23 protein-coding genes, 2 tRNA genes and 1 pseudogene are annotated in these 22,406 nt (G+C 27.0%); 11 read left to right on the top strand and 15 right to left on the bottom strand.

What is annotated here, in order from left to right; all coding sequences use genetic code 11:
* Window positions 1-36 precede the first annotated feature (36 nt).
* Window positions 37-648: a uracil-DNA glycosylase family protein gene (locus tag IQC44_RS00125; protein WP_198304167.1), complete on the top strand. Its 612-nt coding sequence runs from the start codon at window positions 37-39 to the stop codon at window positions 646-648.
* Window positions 649-660: 12 nt separating this feature from the next.
* On the opposite strand, the gene IQC44_RS00120 is transcribed toward IQC44_RS00125, so the two are convergent.
* The 7 genes from IQC44_RS00120 to IQC44_RS00090 all read right to left on the bottom strand — a co-directional run bounded on the left by IQC44_RS00120 (window position 661) and on the right by IQC44_RS00090 (window position 3,578).
* Window positions 661-1,032: a hypothetical protein gene (locus IQC44_RS00120; protein ID WP_198304166.1), complete on the bottom strand. Its 372-nt coding sequence runs from the start codon at window positions 1,030-1,032 to the stop codon at window positions 661-663.
* 76 nt (window positions 1,033-1,108) lie between these two features.
* Window positions 1,109-1,333 carry a hypothetical protein gene (locus tag IQC44_RS00115; protein WP_198304165.1) on the bottom strand — a complete coding sequence of 75 codons (225 nt, stop codon included), beginning with the start codon at window positions 1,331-1,333 and terminating at the stop codon, window positions 1,109-1,111.
* A gap of 2 nt (window positions 1,334-1,335) precedes the next feature.
* The gene (locus IQC44_RS00110; RefSeq protein WP_198304164.1) at window positions 1,336-1,572 is read right to left on the bottom strand and encodes a hypothetical protein; all 237 of its coding nucleotides are present in this window, start codon (window positions 1,570-1,572) and stop codon (window positions 1,336-1,338) included.
* On the bottom strand, window positions 1,559-1,822 hold the full coding sequence (locus IQC44_RS00105) for a hypothetical protein (RefSeq protein ID WP_198304163.1): 264 nt from the start codon (window positions 1,820-1,822) through the stop codon (window positions 1,559-1,561). The genes IQC44_RS00110 and IQC44_RS00105 overlap by 14 nt, the downstream gene beginning before the upstream one ends.
* Window positions 1,809-2,081, bottom strand: a complete 273-nt coding sequence (locus IQC44_RS00100; protein WP_198304162.1) for a hypothetical protein — start codon at window positions 2,079-2,081, stop codon at window positions 1,809-1,811. The genes IQC44_RS00105 and IQC44_RS00100 overlap by 14 nt, the downstream gene beginning before the upstream one ends.
* Entirely contained in the window at window positions 2,053-2,346 is a 294-nt protein-coding gene (locus IQC44_RS00095; protein ID WP_198304161.1) for a hypothetical protein, read from the bottom strand. The genes IQC44_RS00100 and IQC44_RS00095 overlap by 29 nt, the downstream gene beginning before the upstream one ends.
* A 182-nt stretch (window positions 2,347-2,528) precedes the next feature.
* Window positions 2,529-3,578: a replication initiation protein gene (locus tag IQC44_RS00090; protein WP_198304160.1), complete on the bottom strand. Its 1,050-nt coding sequence runs from the start codon at window positions 3,576-3,578 to the stop codon at window positions 2,529-2,531.
* A 417-nt stretch (window positions 3,579-3,995) separates the two neighbouring features.
* Between IQC44_RS00090 and IQC44_RS00085 the strand changes: the two genes are divergently transcribed.
* A complete protein-coding gene (locus IQC44_RS00085; protein WP_198304159.1) occupies window positions 3,996-4,610 on the top strand; it encodes a hypothetical protein in 615 nt (204 codons plus the stop codon).
* Here IQC44_RS00085 and IQC44_RS00080 read toward each other — a convergent pair.
* Both IQC44_RS00080 and IQC44_RS00075 read right to left on the bottom strand, forming a co-directional pair.
* Window positions 4,591-4,959 (bottom strand): hypothetical protein, encoded by a 369-nt coding sequence (locus IQC44_RS00080; RefSeq protein ID WP_198304158.1) that lies wholly within the window; start codon window positions 4,957-4,959, stop codon window positions 4,591-4,593. The two genes, IQC44_RS00085 and IQC44_RS00080, sit on opposite strands and share 20 nt — an antisense overlap.
* 246 nt (window positions 4,960-5,205) lie before the next feature.
* Window positions 5,206-5,541, bottom strand: a complete 336-nt coding sequence (locus tag IQC44_RS00075; protein ID WP_198304157.1) for a hypothetical protein — start codon at window positions 5,539-5,541, stop codon at window positions 5,206-5,208.
* Window positions 5,542-5,724: 183 nt separating this feature from the next.
* On the opposite strand from IQC44_RS00075, the gene IQC44_RS00070 reads away from it, so the two are divergent.
* The 4 genes from IQC44_RS00070 to IQC44_RS00055 all read left to right on the top strand — a co-directional run bounded on the left by IQC44_RS00070 (window position 5,725) and on the right by IQC44_RS00055 (window position 7,305).
* Window positions 5,725-6,102, top strand: coding sequence for a hypothetical protein (locus IQC44_RS00070; RefSeq protein ID WP_198304156.1), 378 nt, complete (start codon window positions 5,725-5,727; stop codon window positions 6,100-6,102).
* Window positions 6,103-6,354: 252 nt separating this feature from the next.
* The gene (locus tag IQC44_RS00065; RefSeq protein WP_198304155.1) at window positions 6,355-6,765 is read left to right on the top strand and encodes a hypothetical protein; all 411 of its coding nucleotides are present in this window, start codon (window positions 6,355-6,357) and stop codon (window positions 6,763-6,765) included.
* A gap of 326 nt (window positions 6,766-7,091) precedes the next feature.
* Window positions 7,092-7,168: transfer RNA gene (locus IQC44_RS00060), tRNA-Gly, on the top strand.
* A gap of 60 nt (window positions 7,169-7,228) precedes the next feature.
* Window positions 7,229-7,305 (top strand) — tRNA-Arg (locus IQC44_RS00055).
* A gap of 26 nt (window positions 7,306-7,331) precedes the next feature.
* On the opposite strand, the gene IQC44_RS11615 is transcribed toward IQC44_RS00055, so the two are convergent.
* The 3 genes from IQC44_RS11615 to IQC44_RS00045 form a co-directional block, all read right to left on the bottom strand.
* The gene (locus IQC44_RS11615; RefSeq protein ID WP_257120151.1) at window positions 7,332-7,457 is read right to left on the bottom strand and encodes a hypothetical protein; all 126 of its coding nucleotides are present in this window, start codon (window positions 7,455-7,457) and stop codon (window positions 7,332-7,334) included.
* A gap of 101 nt (window positions 7,458-7,558) precedes the next feature.
* The gene (locus tag IQC44_RS00050) at window positions 7,559-9,391 is read right to left on the bottom strand and encodes a biotin/lipoyl-containing protein (protein ID WP_198304154.1); all 1,833 of its coding nucleotides are present in this window, start codon (window positions 9,389-9,391) and stop codon (window positions 7,559-7,561) included.
* A gap of 3 nt (window positions 9,392-9,394) precedes the next feature.
* A complete protein-coding gene (locus tag IQC44_RS00045; RefSeq protein ID WP_198304153.1) occupies window positions 9,395-9,658 on the bottom strand; it encodes an OadG family transporter subunit in 264 nt (87 codons plus the stop codon).
* A gap of 139 nt (window positions 9,659-9,797) precedes the next feature.
* Here IQC44_RS00045 and IQC44_RS00040 point away from each other — a divergent pair, with 139 nt between their 5' ends.
* A complete protein-coding gene (locus tag IQC44_RS00040; protein WP_198304152.1) occupies window positions 9,798-10,673 on the top strand; it encodes an AraC family transcriptional regulator in 876 nt (291 codons plus the stop codon).
* Here IQC44_RS00040 and IQC44_RS00035 read toward each other — a convergent pair.
* From IQC44_RS00035 to IQC44_RS00025, 3 genes are all read right to left on the bottom strand, one after another.
* Window positions 10,660-11,367 carry a GNAT family protein gene (locus tag IQC44_RS00035; RefSeq protein WP_198304151.1) on the bottom strand — a complete coding sequence of 236 codons (708 nt, stop codon included), beginning with the start codon at window positions 11,365-11,367 and terminating at the stop codon, window positions 10,660-10,662. The two genes, IQC44_RS00040 and IQC44_RS00035, sit on opposite strands and share 14 nt — an antisense overlap.
* A 33-nt stretch (window positions 11,368-11,400) precedes the next feature.
* Window positions 11,401-13,446 carry a HAMP domain-containing methyl-accepting chemotaxis protein gene (locus IQC44_RS00030; protein WP_198304150.1) on the bottom strand — a complete coding sequence of 682 codons (2,046 nt, stop codon included), beginning with the start codon at window positions 13,444-13,446 and terminating at the stop codon, window positions 11,401-11,403.
* Window positions 13,447-13,570: 124 nt separating this feature from the next.
* Window positions 13,571-14,272 carry a response regulator transcription factor gene (locus IQC44_RS00025; RefSeq protein ID WP_198304149.1) on the bottom strand — a complete coding sequence of 234 codons (702 nt, stop codon included), beginning with the start codon at window positions 14,270-14,272 and terminating at the stop codon, window positions 13,571-13,573.
* A 161-nt stretch (window positions 14,273-14,433) separates the two neighbouring features.
* Between IQC44_RS00025 and IQC44_RS00020 the strand changes: the two genes are divergently transcribed.
* From IQC44_RS00020 to IQC44_RS00005, 4 genes and pseudogenes are all read left to right on the top strand, one after another.
* Entirely contained in the window at window positions 14,434-16,215 is a 1,782-nt protein-coding gene (locus IQC44_RS00020; protein ID WP_198304148.1) for a TolC family protein, read from the top strand.
* Window positions 16,216-16,229: 14 nt separating this feature from the next.
* Window positions 16,230-18,389, top strand: coding sequence for a type I secretion system permease/ATPase (locus tag IQC44_RS00015; protein ID WP_198304147.1), 2,160 nt, complete (start codon window positions 16,230-16,232; stop codon window positions 18,387-18,389).
* Between the two features lies 1 nt (window position 18,390).
* A complete protein-coding gene (locus IQC44_RS00010; protein WP_198304146.1) occupies window positions 18,391-19,917 on the top strand; it encodes an HlyD family type I secretion periplasmic adaptor subunit in 1,527 nt (508 codons plus the stop codon).
* Window positions 19,918-20,036: 119 nt separating this feature from the next.
* Window positions 20,037-22,406: pseudogene (locus IQC44_RS00005) on the top strand (hypothetical protein); the annotation flags it as partial.

Below are 22,406 nucleotides of genomic sequence, written 5' to 3'. Positions count from 1 at the left end.
AATTTTGGATAAAGCTTTTAGAGGAGAGTTATAAATATGGATTTTATTATTAATAACATAGTTAATGTAGATACACACCCATTTGAACCATTTATAAAAAATGATACAAAATATCTTATTGTTGGAACAATTCCACCACATAGATTTTGTATTAATCGTTTAGAAGATGATGATGTTAATTGGTTTTATGGTAGTAAAGATAATAGTTTTTGGGAAATAATTTCATCTGTATTTGATGTAGATTTAAATGATTTAGATTCAATTGAAAAAAGAAAAGAATTTTCAACAAAAAATTATATTGGATTTATTGATTTATTCCATCAAATTTATAGACATAAACAATCATCATCTGATTCAGATATTATTCCTATATCATTCAAAGATATTTTCAAATATATTGAGAATACAGAGATAGATACAATTTTATTTACTTCTGAATATGTAGAAAAACTTTCAACATCACTTTTTTCTGAAAAAATAAAATGTTGTGTAAATAGAGATTCTAAAAAAGATACTAATAAATTTGATAATATAAATTTTGATGATAAAAATATTAAATGGGTAAAGTTAAAATCTCCATCATTTCAACAGAGAACTTCTATTGAAGATAAAAAGAAAGAGTGGAAAGAAATATTTAATAAATTATAAATGGGAGACTAATTACTCTCCCATCTCTTTTAACTTCTTGTTTAAAGAGTTTTTCTTATTAGATGACCGAGTTTTGATTTTTCCATAACCAATAAATTTACCATCTTTATCTTTTGGATTGATTTCACAAATCATACAGTAAGATTCACATTTATTTTTTAATAAATCTAATGATTTTTTATCAACACTTTCACCTTTTTTCTTACCTAAAACAATCGTTGAAATAGAATTAATTTCATCATTTGATAATCTATAGTCTTTTTTTAATAACTTTACTAATTCTGTATCATTTTGTTTATTTGATTCAATTTCAATAATATCATTACAGATATTTTGTAATTCACTAAGTTGTAAAATTTGAAGTTGTAACTGAGATTTATCCATTGTGTTTCCTTAGAGTTATTTTTTAGATTTTACCCCAAAATTGTTTAAATATAAAAATCATTTTTAATAAAATGGATTACTTTTTTAAATTAAATTGAGATTTTCTTTCATTTGATAATCTGTCAATAAAAGATAAAACCTTATCAATTTCATACACAATGGAATTCAACCAATGGATTTTTCCATCATTTGAAATTTCCATTCTGATTGATTCAAATAACATTTTTTCTCTATCATCACAAAACTCTCTGATTTTTTTGGATTTTTTTAAAAAATCATCAAATATCTCATACTCTTTCATTATTATTCACCTCTAATGATTTTCTTCTCATCCTCGTCTTTGATAATTGATTTTATGGTATCTTTTAAAAAATCAATTTTTTGAGTGGAGTTTTTATCAATTACTCCATTTCTTTCAAATTTCTCTATTACATCAAACATATTTGTTAAAACATTTCTCAGTTTGTCTTTATTCTCATTTGATAAAGGTTTTTGATTTTTGATATTTTGAATATCTTTGTTTAAATCACTTACTTTCATTTTTTTTATCCTTATTTAATTTTTCTTTTATTGACTGTTTTATTTGTTGGTTTAACTCTTTTATATCAAATTGATGATTATTGTAAAAATGTTTGAAATCTTTTCTTTCAAAAAATTCACTTAACATTAATACTAAGACTAATTTTCTATATTTATCTAATTCATTGTTTTTATTATGAGATATACAATCTGTAATGTAACTCTCAATTTCTTCATAATCTCTATTTTCTAAAAATTCATATAGATTCATTTCTATTCTCCCTAAGTAATTTTTGAATATGGTATTTTTCTAAAAATGGATAATATTCCAAAAATAAATCTCTGTAATACTTATTATAAGTATTCGTATCTACATAAAATCCATCAAAATTATTCCAATCATATTCATTAAAAAAATGTTTTACAATTGATAAAACAAACTCTCTTTCAAATTCATCTTTATAAGTAGTTTCATCATTTGAAATACTTTTAAAAATTAATTCATCTACTTTTATTTCTCTCAATAACATCATTTTCTCCTACAACAAAATCAATAAAGAGTTGATAACCATCATTTCCATATCTTTTTATTAAATCATCTTTAAAGTAATACTCTAAATCAGATACATCAAAATACGGTGAATAGTGTTGAATAAATTCTTCAATTCCACCACCTTTGATGATTATCATTTTTAAAAGATTTGAATACATCATACTTTCCCATTCACCATCAAATAAATTTGATTGTTTAACAGATTTAAAAATTAGATTTTCAATTTCATTAGGATTTCTCATCATCAACTCCAACTGTTTTATTTTTATTTATACTCATTCTATGTATTTTTTAAATTTATACATAGAATGTAAAAAAAATGTCAAATCTTCTCTTCAAAGGTTTTTTTATAAAAAGAATACCAATGTGAGGGGTGATTTGATTCCGTTGATTTTAAAGAGGTTATTGTGTTAAGAAGTAATGGTTAAATTAATCCTCTTTGTTTTAATTCACTCTGTGACAATAAACATACCTTTTCAAATGTTTTAAAATAAGTATCTACCCACCATATATCATAATTATAATCATCATTTTTAATCCATTCATTAATTTTATTCAATGTTTCTAATGGTGTTTTTGTAAAATAATTAAAAAAATCTGTTAATCTGTATTCTCCATCAATGTAGATTGGTAAGTTTGTAATTTTATTTTTAAGAATAACAATTGGAATTTTATTTGTATTTGTTGTATCAAATTTTCCATCAAACTCAGATTTTATGTTATTAATCCGCTTATCTATTCTTTTTTCATAATCTGATTTTTTCTTTGAAGTTTCTCTTTTTAAATCATTTCCTTTCATATCAGTATCTCCTTTATAACTGTTGATAGTCACTCTATATTTTACAATTTCTAATCCATTTTCAAACTCTACACACTCTTTATCAAATGAGATATTCAAATCAGTTTTTTCATTGATTTTGTTCACAGATGATTTAAAAATATCACTTTGTATTTTACTTATAGATTTATCAGTATGGATATTTAAAATCTTCATCAATACATTACTTCTCACAAAGATTGATTTACCTATTAGAAATTTGTATCCAACCAAAAATTTGTAAAATAGTTTTGAATATTTTTCATTAAACTGATAAATATTATGTTGATGATATGAATTGAATGATTTGGATTTACCAAACAATACAAAAATCTTCTCATCAAATTCAACTTTGAAACTCTTTTTGTCTTCAGATAATGTAAAATAAAATTTATATCTCTTAGATGGTTTATTTGATTTTATGTTTGTAATAATGGTGATACCATTTAATCTTTGTATTGATGAAATAAAGGAATCTTTACTATATCTTCTAATTCCTTCTTTTATTTCACTAAAACCTATTTCAATATTATTAGTAGGTGTTTCATATCTTTCTCTGATTTTAAACCACAAATATTCCATTACATCAACATCAATATTTTCTAAGTTGATATTTTTAAATTCAATTTCACATAGACCTCTATTAATTGTAAACATTGTTATACTCCTTTATTGTATATATAACTATTTTACAAATCTTAAAAAGTTTTTTATTGATTTTTGAAAAAATGTGATTTATTTTGGAAAAAACTTACTTTATATTGGAATAAGTTGAATGATTTTGGATAAAAGTTGGTTCATTTTGGATAAATTCTAACTCATCACCATTTTTCACCTTTATAATAAAGTGTTTCTCAGAGGTAAATCCTCTCAAATAAAGAAATAAATTAAATAAAGAAAAAAAGAAAAGGATTCTTTGTCTTTCAGACTTCAGTTGGTAGTGTCTTACGACACTCCCTTTGTTGGTTACAAACCTTTGATACTTATTTAAAAATAATAATTATGTTTAAAATAATGTAAAATAGATGATATTAAAGGTAAAATTTATTACAAAAAATCTATTGGAGAAATAAAATGAGTTTTAATAAAAAAGATATTGATTTAGTTTTTGAATCATTAAAAAATTATAAAATAGAATTTGAAAATATATCTTATTTTGAGAGTTATTTTGAATTTGTAGAGTTTTTCAAAAGAATTGAAACAATAGATTATCATTCATTAGTTATTTCATCATATTTTACTTATGGATGGATGCCAACCATCTTAAAAAAATTTAATACAAAAGATAATATCGATGATGTTATCACCATTTTAAATAAGGTTAAAAACCATATTGAAATTAATAATATTGAATATGGAAAGTTAGTTGATTGTATTAATAATTCAATCGTAGGTGTATCTAAATTAATCCATTTTATCAATCCAACAGATTATCCAATATTTGATAGTAGAATCAAAAATTATTTTAAAGAAAATCATTTATTGGAGTCTATATGGAAACCAACTTATCAAAATAAGAATAAGGATGTTAAACAGTATCAACTATATAGAGATATTTGTTTGGAAATGATTTCAGATGATAGGTTTCAAAAAATTTATGATGAATCAACCAAACAGTTAGGATTTGATAGAGATATAACAAAGATGAGAGTTTTAGAGAATTTATTTTTTACTTTTGGAAAGAATTAGTTTTATCTCTAAAAATTTCAAATATCTTAGGATATATAGTATCTAAATCAGATTTTTTGAAATACAAATTTTCCAATTCAGATTGAAATTCACATCCATTTTTTAACAAAAATATTATCAATTCACTTATTTGAGTTGGTGTGAATCCCATTTGTTTTATAGAGTGGGTATAAAATAAAAATACCTTATGATTGATGATAATTTCTCTTAGTAATTTTTGATTTGTTTCACTACTGTATATAAAACTATTGTCATCTACAAAAAACATAGACAATTTATCTTTGAATAATTCCATTTGGTTATAGATTTGATTTTCATTAAGTGGAAATGGAGAGTATATAAGTATCATTATTTTATAATTTGAAAAATATTTTTATCATTTAATTTCCAATCTATTATGAAATTTTTTTTACTATCGTCTGATAATAATATTTTTATGATAGTTTGGTTTAAAAATGAAAAATCTGATTGAAGAATCCATTTATCAATTAGGTTTTCATTGTTATATTCTGATAAGTTAGTTATGAAGATTTTTAACATTGGTATCAATCCATTTTATAGGATGATACCGATTTTTTTAGTTGAAGGGAAGGATTTAGATAACTATAACAGATGGATTTGGATTTTTTTCAAACCAATCACAAAGATAAATAAAAATCTTTTTTTGATTTTTATAATAATCTATTTCAGATTTAGTATTTCTCTTATTTTTTAGAGATTTATTTACCATCTTTAATTGTGATTTAGAAAAACTTTCTAAATAACCCAAATAAAAATCATTTACATTACCATTAACAATTGAATTGATAATATCACCATAATTTTTGAATTGAATTCCTTTAGTTTGGTTATATGAATTGTAACAATGTGATACAACTTCCTTAACTACTGATATAAACTTATCATCCAATTTGATTTTTCTTTTTTTCATAATTAAACTCCCAATATTTGTATAAGTGGTTAAACCACACCTTTTATCTCTTTTACATTCATATTATACAAACGAAGTGAAACTCCCTAAGTTTCACTAATTTCCTATAATTTATGTATGAAAAGGGGAAAGAGGATTTCATCCTTTTGAGAGTTTCTAAATTCTATTTTATAAGGAAATATTATGAGAGAATTAACATTTTTAATCAACCCATTTAAAGAGGTTGAGAGTGAAAGAGTTATTTATATTGGTGAAAATTTAGAATATGATATAAAGGGGAGGGATTTGATTGACTTTCCATTTTATGATTTTATTTCATACAAAATTGGTGATAAGGATGGATTATTTACTTCAAATAATTTCTTCTTACAATATCCAAATCAAAGAGTTTTTGGATTTAATTGTGTTGATTATCACTATATATTAGGTGATGTATCAATCTTTACAATTAAAACTAAAAAATCTCCAAATGAGATATTGAAAAAATTAAAAAGTTCACTTCTATTTTTTAGTGATGAGAATACCAACAAATTTGTTTTTAATGGTATCAAAAAAATTTGAGTAATAAAGTAGTTTATCAACCATTTTCAAATCAACCTTTCAAATTTGTGTAATAGAATAATGGATTTCTTCCATCATTCTATTACTCTACAATCTAAAATTATCATCAAATCTAAACTGTAAATTAACCTCCAAAATAAACCTTATTTTATTGATATTTTCACTAAATTTAAAAACTTTTTCATACTATTAAACATATATTTAGAAATCCATTATAAATAGATTTATACATAGAATAAATTGGAGTTTATAATGAGAAAACACAAAAAAGTTTGTTATACATTAGAAAAATCTGTTGTGGATATTATTGAAAAAAGAAGTTTGATGGAGAATATTCCAAAAAGTAAGATTTTATTGTTTTATATTCAAAATGGTTATGAGTTAATGTATGAAGAATTGGAAAGTAGTAATGGTAAACCTATAAAAAGTATTAGAAAAAGAAAAAATACAATACCAAAATTTTATACTTTACCATTCGATTGTTTGGAAGTTTTAAACTTCTTTTCAAAAAAATTAGATGTTAAAAAATCCCATTTGGTTATGTGTTGTGTTGTTAATTTTGAGAGAGAATTGAAAAAGAAAGAGGATGAAAAAATCACACAACAGATTGATGAGTTGATGAATTTGGTGGATAAAAGTTATCATATCCAAAGAAAACCATAAAACTGATTCTAAAGTCTTATTACATTGGATGGAGTATATCACCATCAAAAATTGATATACTCTTTTCTTTTCCCAAACTTTTTTTGTTTTCATAGTAAACTTTTATATATATAATTACTATCTATTTTATATTTTTTAATATTTTTCTAAGTTTTATTCGCTATACTTCCATTCGTTAAAGATGAAAGTAAGAATACAGACATTATAATTACAAATGACTGATAAACTTATGGGAAACTTTATTTGGAAGTTTGAAAATTCTACACTTCCCACAAACATTGTGATTGATGGATTTCAGTATCCTATCATCCGCACCATTTATTTAAGCGGGAGTAGCTCAGTTGGCTAGAGCTTCTGCCTTCCAAGCAGACTGTCGCGAGTTCGAGTCTCGTCTCCCGCTCCATAAAGCCTTATATAAGAAGATTACTTTTTATATAAGGCTTTTTTATTTCTCTTAAACTATGCTTCCATAGCTCAGCTGGATAGAGCAACGCCCTTCTAAGGCGTAGGCCGTACGTTCGAATCGTACTGGGAGTACCACTAAATTATTAGTTATAAAAGATTATTTAAAAAACTTTTCCACCAACACTCATTCCAACACTTCCTCCACTACTTATATGAGCTGATGTAAAACAGGCATTGAAGCTAAGAATAATAAATATCATTAAAACTATTTGTAAGATTTTTAACATAATAACTCTTTTTTATTTTTTGTTGAGTATTTTATAATAATAAGATTAATTAAAGATTTTAATGTAGATTATTAGATAGAGAAAACTCTATCTAATATTATTTAAGAGATAACAGCTAAAACTTGTCCTTCTTCAACCGCTTTTGTAGGCTCAGTTAGGATTTTACTTACTGTTCCAGAAACTGGTGCAACAATATCTATTTCCATTTTCATAGCTTCTAAAATCATAATTTGTTGATCTTTTTCAACTCTATCGCCCTCTTTTACAAGAATTTTCCATACATTTCCATTTACAGCTGCTGGAACTTCTGTACCATTATAAACTGGTTTTGCAGGTGCTACTGGAGCTGCTTGAACAGGAGCTGCAGCTTGAACTGGTGCTTGAACAACAGGTTGTGCTACTTGAATATTTTGAACATCTCCTTCAAAAACCGATACATTAAATCTTTGACCATCTACTACTACTGTATAATTTCCATTTGCCATTTTATTTTCTCCTTTTTGTTTTGTCTCTTTTACTTCATTTGTACAATTTTTTCTTACATTTAAAGGTGCTTCACCTTTTAAAAATGCAATACCTTTCTCATCACAAGCAGCAGCTATAAAGATATTCTCTTCAGTTGCTTCTATTCCTTCAATTTCTAGTCTTTGTTTCCAAACATCTACTCTTTTTTTAGGGTCTGCATCTGCAATATCTAGTGGGTTTAAAGTTGTAGGTTCTAGTTTTAGTTTTTCACTTGCTAGTTTGATTATTTCATCATCAGCAGGAACTGGAGTTTTTCCAAAGTATCCTAATACCATTCTTCCATAACCTGGAGCGATTTGTTTCCAAGGACCAAACATAACATTTGCATAAGCTTGTTGCCAATAAAACTGGCTAACAGGAGTTACAGATGTTCCAAATCCACCTTTTACTACAACTTCTTGCATAGCTTTTATCACTTCTGGGAATTTATTTAAAGTTCCGTTATCTCTCATCATTTGTGTATTTGCTGTTAAAGCACCTCCTGGCATTGGTGAGAATGGAATAAGTGGCGATACTTGAGTCGCTTCTGGTGGTAAGAAGTAATCTTTTAAACAATCAGCTAAAACCTCTTCATATTTTAAGATTTTATCTATTTCTAATCCACCTAAATCGTAGTTCATACCTTTTGTAGCATGTAGCATTGTAAGAATATCTGGTTGAGATGTTCCACCACTAACTGGACTTGCTGCTAAATCTATACCATCAGCTCCAGCTTCAAGTGCTGCTAAATAACAAGCAACAGAAACACCAGCTGTTTCATGGGTATGAAGTCTTATATGAGTTGAATCTCCTAAAAGTTTTCTTGCCATTTTAATTGTTTCAAAAACTTTATTTGGGCTACTTGTACCACTTGCATCTTTAAAGCAAATAGAATCAAATGGTAAACCACTATCAAGAATTTTTCTTAAAGTTTTTTCATAAAAAGGTACATCATGGGCACCTGTACAATTTGGTGGTAAATCCATTAAAGTAACAACTGCTTCATGTTTTAATCCATGATTTTTAATACATTGCGCTGAATACTCTAAATTTTGAACATCATTTAGTGCATCAAAATTTCTAATAGTAGTTGTTCCATGTTTTGCAAAAAGTTTTGCATGTAAATCAATTAATTCACGACTACCAGTATCAAGCATAACAGTATTAATACCTCGAGCTAATGTTTGTAGATTTGCATCAGGACCAACGATTGCTCTAAATTTATCCATCATGTCAAAAGCATTTTCATTTAAGTAGAAAAATAGACTTTGAAATCTAGCTCCTCCACCAAATTCAAAATGTCTAATTCCTGCATCTTTCGCAGCTTCAACAGCTGGAAAGAAATCATTCATTAAAACTCTTCCTCCAAAAACAGATTGAAATCCATCTCTGAAAGTAGTATCCATAATATCAATATATTTTTTTGCCATAAACTATGCCTTTGCTTTCGTATGATGCTCAATTGCAGCCATAATTGCAGCTACTTTTCTAGCATCAATTCCATAAGGATTTGCTGGTGCTTGAGAAATAACATTATTATAGATAACTTGAGATGTTGCAGGCTCTGGTTTTTTTGGAAAAAATTCAACAAAAGTAACACCTTTTGCTTTTAGCAAAAATCCAATAACTAATAGAATAGTTGAAACTACCCCCATAATTATAAAAAAGCTGAATATTGCTTGTAATAAGGCTTCCACATTTCTCCTTTAAGTATTTATTAACACTTGTTTTAAAGTACCGTATTTTAGGAAAATTTTATATTTTCTTCTTCCTTTTTGGTGCTTTATAAATTGTTGTTTAGTGCTAATTTTATCTAAAATTTGATAAAATTATCTTATGAAAAAAGAGACTTTAGAAAAACGAACAAAAATAGCAAATGATATTATGTACTATATTTATACCCATATTGAAATAAACATAGATATAGAAGAACTTAGTATGGATTTAGGAGTAAGTAAATTTCATATGCATAGGATTTTTAAAGAGATTTTTGGTAGAAACATATATGAAAGTATAAAATCAATAAGGCTACAAAAAGCTTCAAACTTACTTTTAACAAATAAGTACTCAACAATTTCAAGTATTGTAAACTCTTGCGGTTACTCATCTCAATCATCTTTTATAAAAATTTTTAAAGAGAGATTTGGAATGAGTCCAAAAGAGTGGAAAAATGGTGGATATAAAGAGTATTCAAATGAGATTATAAAGCAGTCAAAATTTGCGATGAAATCAAAAGCCAGTTTTGAAAATATCACTCCAACAATAGTAAAAACAAAAGACATTGAGAGTTACTACTTAAGAAATAGGGGTTATAATCAAAATATAGAAGAAACTTGGCAAAAGCTTCAAACTTGGGTTTTAACAAATAATATAAAATCATATAAAAGAGCTGCACTTTTTCACGATAATCCTACAATTACACCACTTGATGATTGTCAATATATCGCTTGTATTATTGTTGATGATGATAAAAGTATAAAAAGCGATAGAATCCCAAAATTCAATATAGCTGGTGGGGTTTATGCAAAATTTGATTTAAAGGTAAAAAATGAGGATTTATTGCCTTTTATCCAGTGGGTTTATCATGAGTGGTTACCAAAAAGTGAATATGAAACCACTACAAAACCATCTTTTGCAATATATGATAAACCAGATTTTATAGATTTAGATGATGAGTTTGAGTTTAGTTTTTATGTATCTATAAATTACTAAAGCTAAGCGGTAACCACCTTTTTAAAAATTCATCTCTACTATATAGTTTTGCTCCTAAATCAAATTTATATTGCATATAAGGGTGACCTAAATTCCAAAAAGAGAAACTGTTTTCTTCTAAATAAAGTGCTAGTAATACAAGTTGTAGTTTTCCCCAGTTGTTGTAAATTTTTTCTTTACTTGAAAAACCACTCAACGAAGTATAAGTTTTAGCTATTTTATAGCCTATTTCACCTGCAACTATAATATTATTATCATCATAAAGTTCTACACAAAAAATCTCAAAATCATCTTTTGGATTTTTATATAAATCTAAAATTAAATCTTTATATTTTCCACAAAGCCAATTTTCTTTATGATATAGTTCAAGTTTTTCTAAAACTTTTTCTATATCTTTATTTATAAAAAATTGATAGTTTTTTTGATTTAAAAGTTTTTTTACCTTTTTGCTTATATGAAGATTAGAGAAGTCTAAAATTGCATACTCAAATTGTATTTCAGGTAGCAAATAAAACTCATTTTCAATAAAAATAGATGTAGAAATAAATCCAGTTTTTGCAAGAAGAATATAAAACTCTTGTGAAAAATCTAAGCTTACATAGTAGTTTGTTTTGTTATTTTTGTAAATTTCAAAAAGAGTATTTTTATCTTCTAAATTCTCTTTTTCTATTAGATATAAAAATTCTTGTTTCAAGTTTTTTACCAAAATAGAGCAGAAAGCTCTATTTTAAAAAGCTTCCCACTCATCATCATTTGAAGATGATTTTATCTCTTTTGTTGCTGGTTTAATAACTTTTGATTCAGTTTTAGTATTTGCTACACTAACTGTTGCATCTTTTTTTACAGGTTTTGCACTATTTTTAAATTCATTTTGAAGTTCTTGTTTCCCAATAAATTCATTTTTATTTGCATCTTCAACAACTTTGTAAGCTATATCATTTGCTTTTACTGCAATCTCTTTAGTATTTGCAGCAATATTAGCATTTTGTTGAGTTTGTTGGTCAAGTCCTGTTACTGCATCATTTATTTGAGTAATTCCAGCTTGTTGTTCTTTAGAAGCATTTGCTATTTCATTTATAGTTTCTGCTTGTTTATTTATATTTTCAAGAAGTTCTGTATATCCTTCAATCATTTCAAAACTGATATTTTTACCTTCATTTGCTTTTTGTGTTGCATACTCTACTAGATTTTTAATCTCTTTAGCAGCTTCAGCACTTCTACTTGCTAGATTTCTAACCTCTCCTGCAACAACGGCAAATCCTTTTCCAGCTTCTCCAGCTGTTGCTGCTTCAACAGCGGCATTTAAAGATAAAATATTTGTTTGGAATGCAATTTGATCAATTACAGCAATTGCTTCATTTATTCTATTTACTTGATTATTTATCTCATCCATAGCAGTTGTTGTATGATTTGCTAACTCTTGACCTTTTTTTGCTGAATTAGAAACTTGACTTGATAAATTTGACATTTGTGCTACATTATTTGCATTACTAATAACTGTGCTTGTAATCTCTTCAAGAGCGGCAGCTGTCTCTTCAAGTGAAGCAGCAGCACTATTTGAACTTTTATTTAAAATATCAACATTTTCAAGAAGCTCATTAGAGCTAGATTGTAAAACAAGACCAACATTTAATGATTGTTTTAATAAATCACTAATCTCATCACCTAACTCATTCATAGCGACAGCTACTTTTGCATAAGGACTTGGAAATCTTGCTGTAAAATCGTGTTGTTTGAAGCTTTCAATTACACTTAAAAGTTTATTTACATCTCTTGCTATTGTATGCTCAAGATAATCTTGAAGGTGATCTAATAGTCCTTTAAGAGCTATTAGATTTGGAGTATCACTTGTTTTTTCTATTTTTGCAAGCATATTTCCATTTGAAAGCTCTTTTACAAATCTTTCTACATCTTCTAAAAATTCATTATCTTTTTTTATTCCATCACTTGAATTTTTTATATTTGTATTTACTACATTTGCAATTTCACCAAACTCATCTTTAGAAGTTATATCAATATACGAACTAGAAGTTGTTTTGTGATTTAAGAAATCAAAGAAACTAAGTGTTCCAGATTTTATTTTTTCTAAAGAATTAGTAATGAAATTTATAGTAATAAATACAAAAACTAAACCTAAAATAGCTATTACAAGAAATACTACAACTATAGTAACAATAGAGTTATTAGCACTAGAAACTGAATTTTCTATCATATTTTTAGAAAAATTAAATGTTCTTTCTCTTTGTTCCAATAGAAGTTTTGAGAATTTCTCTGAAATTACAACTAAATTTGCAATATTTGTGTTATAAAGTTTTGCATAAGTTGCTTGAATCTCTTTATTATCTGAGGCTTCTATCGTTTTTGCTATTAGATTATCCAAAGTTATATGAATATTTTTCCAGTCGTTAAATGCTTCTTCTAAACCAGCAAAAGCTTTTTGTCCAGCTTCAGTTTTTCTTGGTGTACTTTTAAAGAAATCCCACTGCTTTTGAATTCTACTCCAAGTATCAAGTTTTGATTTTTGTACTTTTTGAAGATTTTCTTTAGTATTGTTAGTGTAATAAACTGTGTTAAACTCATGAACAATAGAACGAATATCCATTCTCTCTTTGTCTAAATCAGCTAAAGATAATAAAATTGGAACTCTTTGTTGGGCAACTTCTTCTATATCATTAGACCAAGTTTTTGCACTATTAAATCCAATATATCCAATAATTAACATACCAAAAAGTAAAACAGATGATAATAACCACAACCTAGTTTTTACAGACATTATAAACCCTTAAAATAAGATACAAATATTGTATTATAAAAATAACTAAAAGAATATAATTATTTTTTGGCTCTTCATAAGTAAAATTTTATTGTTTATATTTGTAACAAAACAGCAAATAATTTTAATATTCTAGTCTATAACCAACACCAGAAATATTTAAAATAGACTCTTTCCCTATTTTATTTCTAAGTTTATTTAATAAATTTTTAAATGCAGATTCAGTTGCTTCTAGCTCATCTTCCCAAATATAATTTTTTAATTCATCAATAGATAAAACTCTATTTGAGTTATTTATTAAATATTCAAGTAAAACTAACTCTTTTGAAGTTAAAGGTACTTCTTCATTTTTTTCTTTACAAAAAAGTTTTTTATGTAAAACATTAAACTCTATACCATTTTTAAAAGAGATTATATATCTTGAATTTTCTAAAATATCATCAACACATTTATAAAGAGCAGAATGTAAAGATTTAAAATCAATAGGTTTTGTAAGATAATCAGCTAGTTTTAATTTTGTAGCTTCTAGTAGGAAATCTCTATCTGTATAAGCACTTAGAATAATAATTGGGATTTTTTTGTCTATTTTTCTGAACTCTTTTATAAATTCTATACCATTTATATCAGGTAAGTTTATATCTGAAATAATAATATCAACTCTATGTTTTTCTAAAATAGATTTTGCTTCTTCAATATTTGATACATCAAAAATATTTTCGCAAAAAAGTTTTAAAGTTTCTTTTACATTTTCTCTTATTTTTATCTCATCTTCTATATATAATATATTTAAATTACTTAGTATTTTTGTGTAGTTATTGTTAATCAAAATATCCTCTTTGTAAATATTTTGATTATAATATAATAATAAAGCTTAGTATAAATTAATAATATTTAAGAATAAGTAAGATAAAATTAACCAAAAGTTAAGTTGAAAGTTATTATTATAACGATAAATATTATTTCATAAAAAATTAGAATGGAGACAAAATGAAACATAAAGCTTTAAAAGTTATTTGTCTATCTTTATTTGCAAGTGTTAGCATACAAGCTGCAAGTTTAAAAGATAATGTAGAGAAAGTACTTAACAATAATCCAGAGATTATTGCAGAGAAAAAGAATCAAGAGGCATTTAAAAAGTATATTGATGAAAGAGAAGCTAAATATCTTCCTAGATTAGATATAGATGGAAGATTAGAAAAAAGTAACTCTGACAAAAAATATAAAGACCAAACAATTAATAAAAATGGTTCAGAACAAGAAGATGGTTATAATTTAGGGATAGCTATTAATCAAATGCTTTATGATGGTGATTTGACTCCTGCTCAAATAAGAGAAGCAAAACACAATGATTTATCAAATACATATAGATCAAATAATAACATTCAAAATATCGTATATGAAACAGTTAATGCTTATACAGGATTAGTTCAATATGACGAGATGCTAAATCTTACAAAATCTATGATTCAAACAAATGAAGACAACCTTAGAATTGCTAAAGAGAAAGAGTCTATAAGTGGAGAAATCTTAGAGACTTATGAAACTGAGGGAAAACTTAACTTCATGAAAGAGAAATATATTGAAGAGCAAGATTTAAAGCATTCAAGAATTGCAACTTTTAAAAGATTTGTTGGAGAAGAACCAGCAGGTAATGAGTGTAGACCAAAAATGGATTTAACGAATATTCCAAATAATCTTCAAGATTTAGTAGAAAAAGCAGTTTTAAATAACTATGAGATAAAAGAACAAATTGAAAAAATAAAAGCTCAAAGAGAAAAAATTGCTCAAGCTGATTCAAAATTCTTACCAAATTTTAGTTTAGAATTAAAGGCTTTAACTGATAATGATTTATCTTTAAATGAAAATGGTAGAGAAAATCAAGCTTTTGGAAGAATAAACTTAGCTTGGAATCTATTTAATGGTGGAGCTGATAAAGCTGTAAGTGAGCAAGAAACTCTATTTTTAGCAGAACAAAAGCAAAGATTAGATGCAATTACAAATAAAGTAGTTGAAGAGATTAAAGTAAATTTTGAGAGATACCAAAAAAATAAAGATAGAATTAATATTCTTAAAAATTATGTAGTTTCAAATGAAAATATTGTTGAAGTTTATAAAAGTGAATTTGAATCTGGAACTAGAACATTTGTAGATATACTAGATGCTCAAACAGTTCTTTATGAAGCTAAAAAAAGCTTGATTAATAGAGAGTATGAGTTATATAGAAACTATTATGATATTTTATCATCACTTTCAATTTTAACAGATACGGTTTTATCTCCAGCTAATGATGGTTGTTCAAATGGTGTTGCTTTAAATAATTTAACTGGTGAGCCACAAAATACTATTACAGCAAATGATGAATTAAGAGCTCTTTTAGGAGATACCCCAGTTCAACAAGAAAATGTAGTAGAAAAACCAATGCATCATTCACCTACACCTGTAGCACCAGTTAAGCAAACAGCTAAGAGTGAAAAATTTGCAAGCTTTCAAGAAGCACCAGCTGGATATTATACGATCAATATTACTACAACAGAAGGTATTGATGCCGCTAATGGATTTGTAAGAAGTAGTGGTTTAGATTCGAACTCTACATATACATACCCATTCGGTCCTGAAATGGCAAGTGCTAAGGTTATATATGGTATATTTAAATCAGTAAAAGATGCAAATATTGCAATGGATAATTTACCAGCTTCTGTAAAAGCTCAAAAACCTTATGTTGATAATGTATCTAAACACCAAAAACTTTATGACAAATATCATAAATAATTTAGAGGGAATAATTGGAAAATAAATACTCTAGCCAATTAGAGAACGAAACACTTGGAAACTTAAAAGATAGAAGAAAAGTAGATGACCTTTTAGGTTGTCTACTTTTTCTTTCTAAATACCACAATAGAGAGACTTCAGCTGAATCTCTAACTTATGGATTACCAATACATAATACTTCGATGAATATTGCTATGTTTCATCAAGCCTCTTCACGAATAGGATTTTCTACAAGAACTGTAAATAGAGAAAAATTAAAAGATATTACAAAACTTGCCTTACCATCTGTTTTAATTTTAAATAAAAATAGAGCTTGTGTTTTGTTGAATTATGATTTAAAAAATGGAACAGCTCAGGTAATAATTCCTGGTTTAAGTAGTGGTGAAACAGAAATTACGGTTGAAAAACTTGAATCAGAATATACAGGTGAAGTAATTATTATAAAACCTGAATATAACTTTAATAATAGAATTGAAAAAGAGGTAAAAGTTGAGAACCCAAAAGAGTGGTTTTGGGGAACTTTAAAAAGAAACAGAGATATTTATAAACAAGTGATAGTTGTATCTTTATTTATAAATCTCTTTATTTTAGCTACACCACTATTTACTATGAATGTATATGATAGAGTTTTACCTAATAATGCAATTGAGACTTTATGGGCATTATTTATAGGAATCTCTATAGTTATGATATTTGACTTACTTCTAAAAGTTTTAAGGTCTTATTTTCTTGGAATTGCAGCAAAAAGAGCTGATACTGTTATGTCAAATAATATATTTAACCACCTTCTAAATATTAGATTAGATGCAAAACCAGCTAGTACAGGACAATTTGTAAGTAGAATTCAATCTTTTGAAAGTGTTAGAGAATTTTTTACAAGTGCAACAATTGCAACAATTGTTGATTTACCATTTGTATTTATATTTATTGCAGTTATATTCTTTATTGGTGGTCCATTAGCTTATATCTCTATAGGAACAGCTGTTATTTCTATACTTTTATCTTGGTATTTTCAAAAGCCATTAAAAGAGATTATTGAGAAAAGTGTAAAAGAAGACCAAATAAAGCAAACAACTTTAATCGAAGCTGTTACAGGTTTGGAAATCATAAAAAGTGTAAAAGCTCAAAATAGAATGAAGACACATTGGGTAAATTCTGTAAATAAAACTACACATTACTCAGATAAAAGCCATTTTTTATCTCAATCAGTTACTTATTTTACAGCTTTTTTATCACAATTCTCAAATATTGCAATTGTTGCAGCTGGTGTTTATTTGGCAAAAGAGGGTGAAATTACTATGGGAGCTATTATTGCTTCTATGATTTTAAATGGAAGGGTAATTGCACCAATAGCACAACTTGTTAGTATGATTATAAGATTTGATAGAGTAATGCTATCTTTAAATAATATTGATGAAGTTATGAAAATGCCTGTTGAAAAAGAGGATAAATTATATATAAGCAGACCACATTTAAGAGGAGATATTGAGCTAAAAGATGTTCAATTTTCATATAAAGAGCAAAATCATCAGACTTTAAAAAATATTAATTTAAAGATAAAACAGGGTGAAAAAGTTGCAATTTTAGGGAAAATTGGTTCAGGTAAATCTACTTTACTTAAATTAATAATGAATTTATATGAACCAACAAAAGGTTCAGTTTTGATTGATGGTCTTGATACTAGACAAATAGACCCTGTTGATTTAAGACATGCTATGGGTAGTGTTCCACAAGAGCCATTTTTATTTATGGGAACAGTTAAAGATAATCTTACTATTGGTGAGCAATATGTTTCAGATGAAGAGATTTTAAGAGTTTCAAAAATTGCAGGTCTTGATGAATTTTTGGGAAAACATGAAGCTGGATATGATTTACTTGTTGGAGAGAGAGGAGATGGATTATCTGGTGGAGAAAGACAATCTATTACACTAGCTAGAGCTTTAATTTCAGATCCTGGAATTATTATTTTAGATGAGCCAACAAACTCTATGGATAGACAAACAGAAAAGGCATTTATAAATAGGCTTCAAAATATTGTTTCTGATAAAACTTTAATTGTTGTAACACATAAAACTTCACTCCTACAGCTTGTTGATAGAGTTATTATTATTGAAAATGGGTCTATTATTGTTGATGGACCAAAAGATGAAGTATTTACTGTAAAAGTTGATTGATATGGAAAATTTAGAAAAACAAAATATTGTAACTACAAATATTGATATAGTAGAAGCGAATGAACATCTAATTGTTGCAAATAAAATAAAGCCTACTCAAAAGCCTATAAAAAAGAAAAAAGATACAATCTTTAATAAATTTAAAAATAATATAAAAGCTATTTATGGCTTAGGCGATGATAAGTATAATGAAAAAGAGGATTTGGATTTTATTTACACAAATTATTCTCATGCGAATGAAGAGTCTAGTTTAGTTAGTAAAATTATATTTACTATAGTTGTAGGTGTTTTTTCTGTTTTCTTACTGTGGGCAACTTTAGCTGAAATTGATGAGTTAGCAAGAGGTGCTGGAAAAGTTATACCAACTGATAAAATACAAACTGTTCAATCCCTTGATGGAGGTATTATTTCTGAAATATTTGTAAGAGAAGGAGATACTGTAAAGTTTGATGCTCCTTTGATGAAAATTGATACTACAAGATTTCAAGCAACATTAGAAGAGAGCCGTCAAGAATATCTTTCTCTTTTGGCACTTAAATCACGATTAGAAAAAGAAGCAGTTGTTGATATAAATGCTCCTTTACAAGAATTAAAATTTGATGATAAAGTACTTGAAGATAGCTCAAGATATGATTTAAATGAAAAAATGCTTTATGAAAATAGATATAGAGAGTTGAAATCTTCTATTAGTGTTTTAGCTACTCAAGAGAGTCAAAAAGTTCAAGAACTAAGAGAAATTGAGAGTACAATTAAGAAATTAAGAGATAATTTAAGATTTATTGATGAGCAAAAAAAGACAATTAAACAATTAGTTGAGAGAAAAATTAAATCAAATATTGATTTACTTGATATGGAAAAAGAATATAACCAAACAAGTGGTGATTTAAATACTGCAAATTTATCTATTACAAGATCAAATTATGCGATTCAAGAAGCAAGAAATAAAATCCAAGAAAAGTTGAATACTTTTAGAAGTGAAGCTTCAAATGAGTTACAAAAAACAGTTAGTCAAATAAATCGATTTGAAGCTAAACTTGTAGGAGATAGAGATAAAGTAGATAAAACAACAATTACTTCTCCTGTTGATGGAATTGTAAAGCAGTTGAATTTCAATACAATAGGGGGAGTTGTTCAACCTGGAGTTGATTTAGTTGAAATTGTTCCTTTAAGTGATGCTTTGGTTGTTGAAGCAAAAATAGACCCTAAAGATATTGCATTTATAAATCCAAGTCAAAAAGCAATAATTAAAATTACAGCTTATGACTTTTCAATTTATGGTGGATTAGAAGGGCATATTATAGAAATTTCAGCCGATTCCATAGTTGATAAAGATTCAAAAGAGGGTAAAAGTTACTATAGAGTTTTGGTAAAAACAGATAAAAATTACCTTGAAAGAAGAGGTAAAAAACTTCCAATTATTCCTGGAATGGTTGCAACAGTTGATATAGTAACTGGTAAAAAAACTATAATGGACTTTATACTAAAACCTATTTTAAAAGTAAAACAAGACTCACTTCATGAAAGATAATTGAATTTTTCAATTATCTTTTTACAAATTTCTAAATTTCTTCATAAAAAAACTTTTTAGAGACTTTTTTAATCTATAATACAAGCATATAAATCTAAAAATGTTTCAAGGAGCTTATTATGAAATTGACGATTAGAGAAGCAAACGGTTCAAGCAAGGTAGTTGAACTAAATAAAGACTTTAGCATTAGTGCTAAAAAAGGGCAACAATTCATTTTCTCAAATGGATTCTCAAGTTATACTATGAAGTTTACAGATAATCAAAAATCTGTAGCTTTTACTTTTAAAGTTGATGGGAAAACTGTAAATGTAAGTTTAAATGGAATAGTCCCACTTTTAAATGCAAATAAAGATGGTATGTCAAATCCTACATTAGTTGTAGTAAATAAAGATTTAAATGAACAAAATATTGATAGTGTTGTAAATAACAAAGTATTTAATGGTAGTGAGATTATTGATAATTTAGAAGCTCTAATTTCTAATAAGCCTAATAGCTTAGCTTTAGTTAATGACTTTGCTTCTTTGGTTGAAACTCTTGAAGCTGCTGCTGCTGGTGGAGAGGGAACTGCGAGAACAAGTGGTATTAAAGTAGGTTCTTCAGATTCTATAAATGACTCTTTATTTGGTCTTCAAGAAACAGCAATTTGGGAAAATCTATCAAGAGAAATATCTTCTTTACCTGTTGAGACTGGAGATACACCAGCTGAAGAAATAGAAGCTCCAAGATATATTATTAGATTAGAAGGTTTAAAAGTTGTTGATGTTCTTGAAGGGGATAAAGCTATCTATAAAGTTGGTTTATATGATGAAAATGGTAATTCTATTATTGCTTCAGAAGATATAACAGTAACTTTTAAGTATACATATAAAACAGCTTCTGGTGATGATATAGTAGAAGTTAAGAGTGTTACAATCCCAAAAGGTGAAACAGGTATTGAGTTTGAAATAGAAATAGTAGATGATGTTTATAATGAAGGAACAGAAGAGTTTGAAATTTCTATAGATGAGATTACTACAAACTCTACAGATGAGATAACTCTTGATAAAACACCAGTAAATACAACAATAACTGATGAAGATAAACCATATGTACCAACAGAACCAGTAGATCCTACACAACCAGTAGATCCAACAAACCCTGTAGATCCAACAGATCCAAATGAACCAAAAGATCCAAGTGTTCCAAATACAAGAGATAATGTAAATGTAGATATTATAGGTGTAACAACAACAGTATATGAGGGTGATAGCTTTGAATATAAAGTAACATTAACAGATGATTATGGAAGAGCAGTAAAAGCTGATAAAGATATTACATTTGAAGTAGTATATAAATATGTAACAGCAGATGGAAGTGATATAGTAGAAGTAAAAACAGTAACAGTTCCAAAAGGAAGTAGTGAAACAACATTTAAAGTAGATACTGTAGATGATGTATATGCAGAACAAACAGAAACTTTAAATGTAACATTAAATAAAGATTTAACAACAGTAGTTGGAGCAGATCAGTTTGAACATTTAACAGTAAGAGATAGAGAGATAGAATCAACTATTCTTGATGATGATAAAGATACTCCAACAGATCCAACAGACCCTGAAGAGCCAGGAGTTAAAGAGAATGTAAATGTTAAATTAGTAGGTGTAAATACTAATGTAACAGAAGGTGAAGATGCAACATATAAAGTAACTTTAACAGATGATAAAGGAAACCCAGTAGTTGCAAGAGAACCTATAACTGTAGAGTTTACATATACATATAAATCAGCTTCTGGTGATGATATAGTTGAGACTGTAAGTGTAGTAATTCCAAAAGGAAGTAGTGAAGTACCTGTAGTTGTAAAAACTGTAGATGATGTATATGCTGAAGGAACTGAAGAGTTTGATATAGCTATTAAAACTGTAAGTAACTTAGATCAGTTTGAGAAATCAACAGTAGATACAACACCAGTAAATACAACAATCACAGATGAACCAGGAACACCAGGAAACCCAGAGGATCCAAATAATCCAGGAAATCAAGGTGATGAAGTATTTGCAATTATAAGTGTAGATAAATCAACAGTATCAGAAGGTGGAGATTTAGTATATACAGTAACATTAGTAGATAAAAATAATAACCCTGTAAAAGTACCAGCTGGAAAAGAGATAGAAGTAAAACTAGCTTGGAGTGGAGATGCTGCAAATGATACGGATACAACAGGAAGACCAACAAGTGTAACAATAACAGGTGGAAATAGTAGTACAGAATTTACAGTAAATACAGTAGATGATGTGTTTGCAGAAGGAAGTGAAGATTTAGTAGTAAAAATCACAGACTTAGATAAAGATGTAACATCGTTTGAGAATATAAAAGTTGGAACACAAGATACAGCAACAAGTACAATCACAGATGAACCAGGAACACCAGGAAACCCAGAGGATCCAAATAATCCAGGAAATCAAGGTGATGAAGTATTTGCAATTATAAGTGTAGATAAATCAACAGTATCA

Origin of the sequence: Arcobacter vandammei, assembly GCF_016106035.1 — a bacterium.
GTDB lineage: Bacteria > Campylobacterota > Campylobacteria > Campylobacterales > Arcobacteraceae > Aliarcobacter > Aliarcobacter vandammei.
Note: the sequence above shows the minus strand (reverse complement) of the source record. Positions and strands in the feature narration are given on the sequence as shown.